Origin of the sequence: Pseudomonas sp. BIGb0381 (assembly GCF_024809815.1) — a bacterium.
In the GTDB taxonomy this organism is placed as follows: domain Bacteria; phylum Pseudomonadota; class Gammaproteobacteria; order Pseudomonadales; family Pseudomonadaceae; genus Aquipseudomonas.
Genome location: NZ_JANUEN010000025.1, coordinates 1 through 5,405, shown reverse-complemented (window position 1 = coordinate 5,405; position 5,405 = coordinate 1). Strand labels below are relative to the sequence as shown.

Sequence of the window (5,405 nt, the reverse complement as noted above, 5' to 3'; positions counted from 1 at the left end):
GGAAACCCCACACTACCATCGGCGATGCATCGTTTCACTACTGAGTTCGGGATGGGATCAGGTGGTTCCAATGCTCTATGGTCGTCAAGAAATTCGGGTACTGAGTCGTGACCAGTTGGCCTCGCTTCAGCAAATTGGGTATGTGACAGCTGTCGGTGTTTTGTGAGCATCGAACTTTCGGTTCATTGCGTCTTCACACACCGCAATCTGATGCTCTTTCGAGTAGTCAAATTGCTTGGGTGTTATATGGTCAAGCCTCACGGGCAATTAGTATTGGTTAGCTCAACGCCTCACAGCGCTTACACACCCAACCTATCAACGTCGTAGTCTTCGACGGCCCTTCAGGGGACTCAAGGTCCCAGTGAGATCTCATCTTGAGGCTAGTTTCCCGCTTAGATGCTTTCAGCGGTTATCTATTCCGAACATAGCTACCCGGCAATGCCACTGGCGTGACAACCGGAACACCAGAGGTTCGTCCACTCCGGTCCTCTCGTACTAGGAGCAGCCCCTCTCAAATCTCAAACGTCCACGGCAGATAGGGACCGAACTGTCTCACGACGTTCTAAACCCAGCTCGCGTACCACTTTAAATGGCGAACAGCCATACCCTTGGGACCGGCTTCAGCCCCAGGATGTGATGAGCCGACATCGAGGTGCCAAACACCGCCGTCGATATGAACTCTTGGGCGGTATCAGCCTGTTATCCCCGGAGTACCTTTTATCCGTTGAGCGATGGCCCTTCCATACAGAACCACCGGATCACTAAGACCTACTTTCGTACCTGCTCGACGTGTCTGTCTCGCAGTCAAGCGCGCTTTTGCCTTTATACTCTACGACCGATTTCCGACCGGTCTGAGCGCACCTTCGTACTCCTCCGTTACTCTTTAGGAGGAGACCGCCCCAGTCAAACTACCCACCATACACTGTCCTCGATCCGGATAACGGACCTGAGTTAGAACCTCAAAGTTGCCAGGGTGGTATTTCAAGGTTGGCTCCACGCAGACTGGCGTCCACGCTTCAAAGCCTCCCACCTATCCTACACAAGCAAATTCAAAGTCCAGTGCAAAGCTATAGTAAAGGTTCACGGGGTCTTTCCGTCTAGCCGCGGATACACTGCATCTTCACAGCGATTTCAATTTCACTGAGTCTCGGGTGGAGACAGCGCCGCCATCGTTACGCCATTCGTGCAGGTCGGAACTTACCCGACAAGGAATTTCGCTACCTTAGGACCGTTATAGTTACGGCCGCCGTTTACCGGGGCTTCGATCAAGAGCTTCGCGTTAGCTAACCCCATCAATTAACCTTCCGGCACCGGGCAGGCGTCACACCCTATACGTCCACTTTCGTGTTTGCAGAGTGCTGTGTTTTTAATAAACAGTCGCAGCGGCCTGGTATCTTCGACCGGCATGAGCTTACGGAGCAAGTCCTTCACCCTCACCGGCGCACCTTCTCCCGAAGTTACGGTGCCATTTTGCCTAGTTCCTTCACCCGAGTTCTCTCAAGCGCCTTGGTATTCTCTACCCAACCACCTGTGTCGGTTTGGGGTACGGTTCCTGGTTACCTGAAGCTTAGAAGCTTTTCTTGGAAGCATGGCATCAACCACTTCGTTAACTAAAAGTTAACTCGTCATCAGCTCTCGGCCTTAAGATCCCGGATTTACCTAAGATCTCAGCCTACCACCTTAAACTTGGACAACCAACGCCAAGCTGGCCTAGCCTTCTCCGTCCCTCCATCGCAATAACCAGAAGTACAGGAATATTAACCTGTTTTCCATCGACTACGCTTTTCAGCCTCGCCTTAGGGACCGACTAACCCTGCGTCGATTAACGTTGCGCAGGAAACCTTGGTCTTTCGGCGTGGGTGTTTTTCACACCCATTATCGTTACTCATGTCAGCATTCGCACTTCTGATACCTCCAGCAAGCTTCTCAACTCACCTTCACAGGCTTACAGAACGCTCCTCTACCGCATCACTTACGTGATACCCGTAGCTTCGGTGTATGGTTTGAGCCCCGTTACATCTTCCGCGCAGGCCGACTCGACTAGTGAGCTATTACGCTTTCTTTAAAGGGTGGCTGCTTCTAAGCCAACCTCCTAGCTGTCTAAGCCTTCCCACATCGTTTCCCACTTAACCATAACTTTGGGACCTTAGCTGACGGTCTGGGTTGTTTCCCTTTTCACGACGGACGTTAGCACCCGCCGTGTGTCTCCCATGCTCGGCACTTGTAGGTATTCGGAGTTTGCATCGGTTTGGTAAGTCGGGATGACCCCCTAGCCGAAACAGTGCTCTACCCCCTACAGTGATACATGAGGCGCTACCTAAATAGCTTTCGAGGAGAACCAGCTATCTCCGAGCTTGATTAGCCTTTCACTCCGATCCACAGGTCATCCGCTAACTTTTCAACGGTAGTCGGTTCGGTCCTCCAGTTAGTGTTACCCAACCTTCAACCTGCCCATGGATAGATCGCCCGGTTTCGGGTCTATTCCCAGCGACTAGACGCCCTATTAAGACTCGCTTTCGCTACGCCTCCCCTATTCGGTTAAGCTCGCCACTGAAAATAAGTCGCTGACCCATTATACAAAAGGTACGCAGTCACCCAACAAAGTGGGCTCCCACTGCTTGTACGCATACGGTTTCAGGATCTATTTCACTCCCCTCTCCGGGGTTCTTTTCGCCTTTCCCTCACGGTACTAGTTCACTATCGGTCAGTCAGTAGTATTTAGCCTTGGAGGATGGTCCCCCCATATTCAGACAAAGTTTCTCGTGCTCCGTCCTACTCGATTTCATGACTAAGAGATTTTCGCGTACAGGGCTATCACCCACTATGGCCGTACTTTCCAGAACGTTCCGCTAATCTCAAAGCCACTTAAGGGCTAGTCCCCGTTCGCTCGCCACTACTAAGGGAATCTCGGTTGATTTCTTTTCCTCAGGGTACTTAGATGTTTCAGTTCCCCTGGTTCGCCTCTTAAGCCTATGTATTCAGCTTAAGATAACCATCTTATGATGGCTGGGTTCCCCCATTCAGACATCTCCGGATCAAAGTCTGTTTGCCGACTCCCCGAAGCTTTTCGCAGGCTACCACGTCTTTCATCGCCTCTGACTGCCAAGGCATCCACCGTATGCGCTTCTTCACTTGACCATATAACCCCAAGCAATCTGGTTATACTGTGAAGACGACATTCGCCGAAAATTCGATAATACTCAATTCAGAGTAACTCACAAATTTTACCTTAGCCTGATCCGTTACCAGTGAAAGTAACGTTCAGTCTATCTTTCTATCACATACCCAAATTTTTAAAGAACGATCTAATCAAAGACTAGAAATCAACATTCACCATCTTTCAATGGAATGCTCATTTCTAAGCTTTCATACGTCAGAAGCAGTAGTGGTGGAGCCAAACGGGATCGAACCGTTGACCTCCTGCGTGCAAGGCAGGCGCTCTCCCAGCTGAGCTATGGCCCCGTATTTCTACAGGCGTTTCCCACACAAAATTGGTGGGTCTGGGCAGATTCGAACTGCCGACCTCACCCTTATCAGGGGTGCGCTCTAACCAACTGAGCTACAGACCCAATTTCGGGCTGCTTCTTTATCGTCTTCTTCAATGAATCAAGCAATTCGTGTGGGAACTTATGGAGCAGCTGATGTCGTCGATTAAGGAGGTGATCCAGCCGCAGGTTCCCCTACGGCTACCTTGTTACGACTTCACCCCAGTCATGAATCACACCGTGGTAACCGTCCTCCCGAAGGTTAGACTAGCTACTTCTGGTGCAACCCACTCCCATGGTGTGACGGGCGGTGTGTACAAGGCCCGGGAACGTATTCACCGCGACATTCTGATTCGCGATTACTAGCGATTCCGACTTCACGCAGTCGAGTTGCAGACTGCGATCCGGACTACGATCGGTTTTCTGGGATTAGCTCCACCTCGCGGCTTGGCAACCCTCTGTACCGACCATTGTAGCACGTGTGTAGCCCAGGCCGTAAGGGCCATGATGACTTGACGTCATCCCCACCTTCCTCCGGTTTGTCACCGGCAGTCTCCTTAGAGTGCCCACCATTACGTGCTGGTAACTAAGGACAAGGGTTGCGCTCGTTACGGGACTTAACCCAACATCTCACGACACGAGCTGACGACAGCCATGCAGCACCTGTCTCAATGTTCCCGAAGGCACCAATCTATCTCTAGAAAGTTCATTGGATGTCAAGGCCTGGTAAGGTTCTTCGCGTTGCTTCGAATTAAACCACATGCTCCACCGCTTGTGCGGGCCCCCGTCAATTCATTTGAGTTTTAACCTTGCGGCCGTACTCCCCAGGCGGTCAACTTAATGCGTTAGCTGCGCCACTAAGAGCTCAAGGCTCCCAACGGCTAGTTGACATCGTTTACGGCGTGGACTACCAGGGTATCTAATCCTGTTTGCTCCCCACGCTTTCGCACCTCAGTGTCAGTATCAGTCCAGGTGGTCGCCTTCGCCACTGGTGTTCCTTCCTATATCTACGCATTTCACCGCTACACAGGAAATTCCACCACCCTCTACCATACTCTAGTCAGTCAGTTTTGAATGCAGTTCCCAGGTTGAGCCCGGGGATTTCACATCCAACTTAACAAACCACCTACGCGCGCTTTACGCCCAGTAATTCCGATTAACGCTTGCACCCTCTGTATTACCGCGGCTGCTGGCACAGAGTTAGCCGGTGCTTATTCTGTCGGTAACGTCAAAACCATCACGTATTAGGTAATGGCCCTTCCTCCCAACTTAAAGTGCTTTACAATCCGAAGACCTTCTTCACACACGCGGCATGGCTGGATCAGGCTTTCGCCCATTGTCCAATATTCCCCACTGCTGCCTCCCGTAGGAGTCTGGACCGTGTCTCAGTTCCAGTGTGACTGATCATCCTCTCAGACCAGTTACGGATCGTCGCCTTGGTGAGCCATTACCCCACCAACTAGCTAATCCGACCTAGGCTCATCTGATAGCGCAAGGCCCGAAGGTCCCCTGCTTTCTCCCGTAGGACGTATGCGGTATTAGCGTCCGTTTCCGAACGTTATCCCCCACTACCAGGCAGATTCCTAGGCATTACTCACCCGTCCGCCGCTCTCAAGAGAAGCAAGCTTCTCTCTACCGCTCGACTTGCATGTGTTAGGCCTGCCGCCAGCGTTCAATCTGAGCCATGATCAAACTCTTCAGTTCAAACATCTTTGGGTTTTTAAGAAACCCTAAACTTGGCTCAGCAATCGTTGGTTATTCTTTGATTTCTCGCGGAGTAACTTGTGATGCTGATAATCTTGTTGACTATCAGTCTGACTCCACAAGCACCCACACGAATTGCTTGATTCAGTTGTTAAAGAGCGGTTGGTTAAGAGCTTTCGTCTCAACCGAGGCGCGCATTCTACAGCAGCCTCATTT

2 tRNA genes and 3 rRNA genes are annotated in these 5,405 nt (G+C 51.2%); all 5 read right to left on the bottom strand.

Features of this window, described 5'->3' with window-relative positions:
* Positions 1-89: ribosomal RNA gene (rrf, locus tag M2397_RS30245) — 5S ribosomal RNA — on the bottom strand; the annotation flags it as partial.
* A gap of 157 nt (positions 90-246) precedes the next feature.
* Positions 247-3,138 (bottom strand): 23S ribosomal RNA (locus M2397_RS30240).
* 248 nt (positions 3,139-3,386) lie between these two features.
* Positions 3,387-3,462: transfer RNA gene (locus tag M2397_RS30235), tRNA-Ala, on the bottom strand.
* Positions 3,463-3,492: 30 nt separating this feature from the next.
* Positions 3,493-3,569, bottom strand: a tRNA-Ile gene (locus M2397_RS30230).
* Positions 3,570-3,652: 83 nt separating this feature from the next.
* Positions 3,653-5,189: ribosomal RNA gene (locus tag M2397_RS30225) — 16S ribosomal RNA — on the bottom strand.
* Between the last annotated feature and the right edge of the window lie 216 nt (positions 5,190-5,405).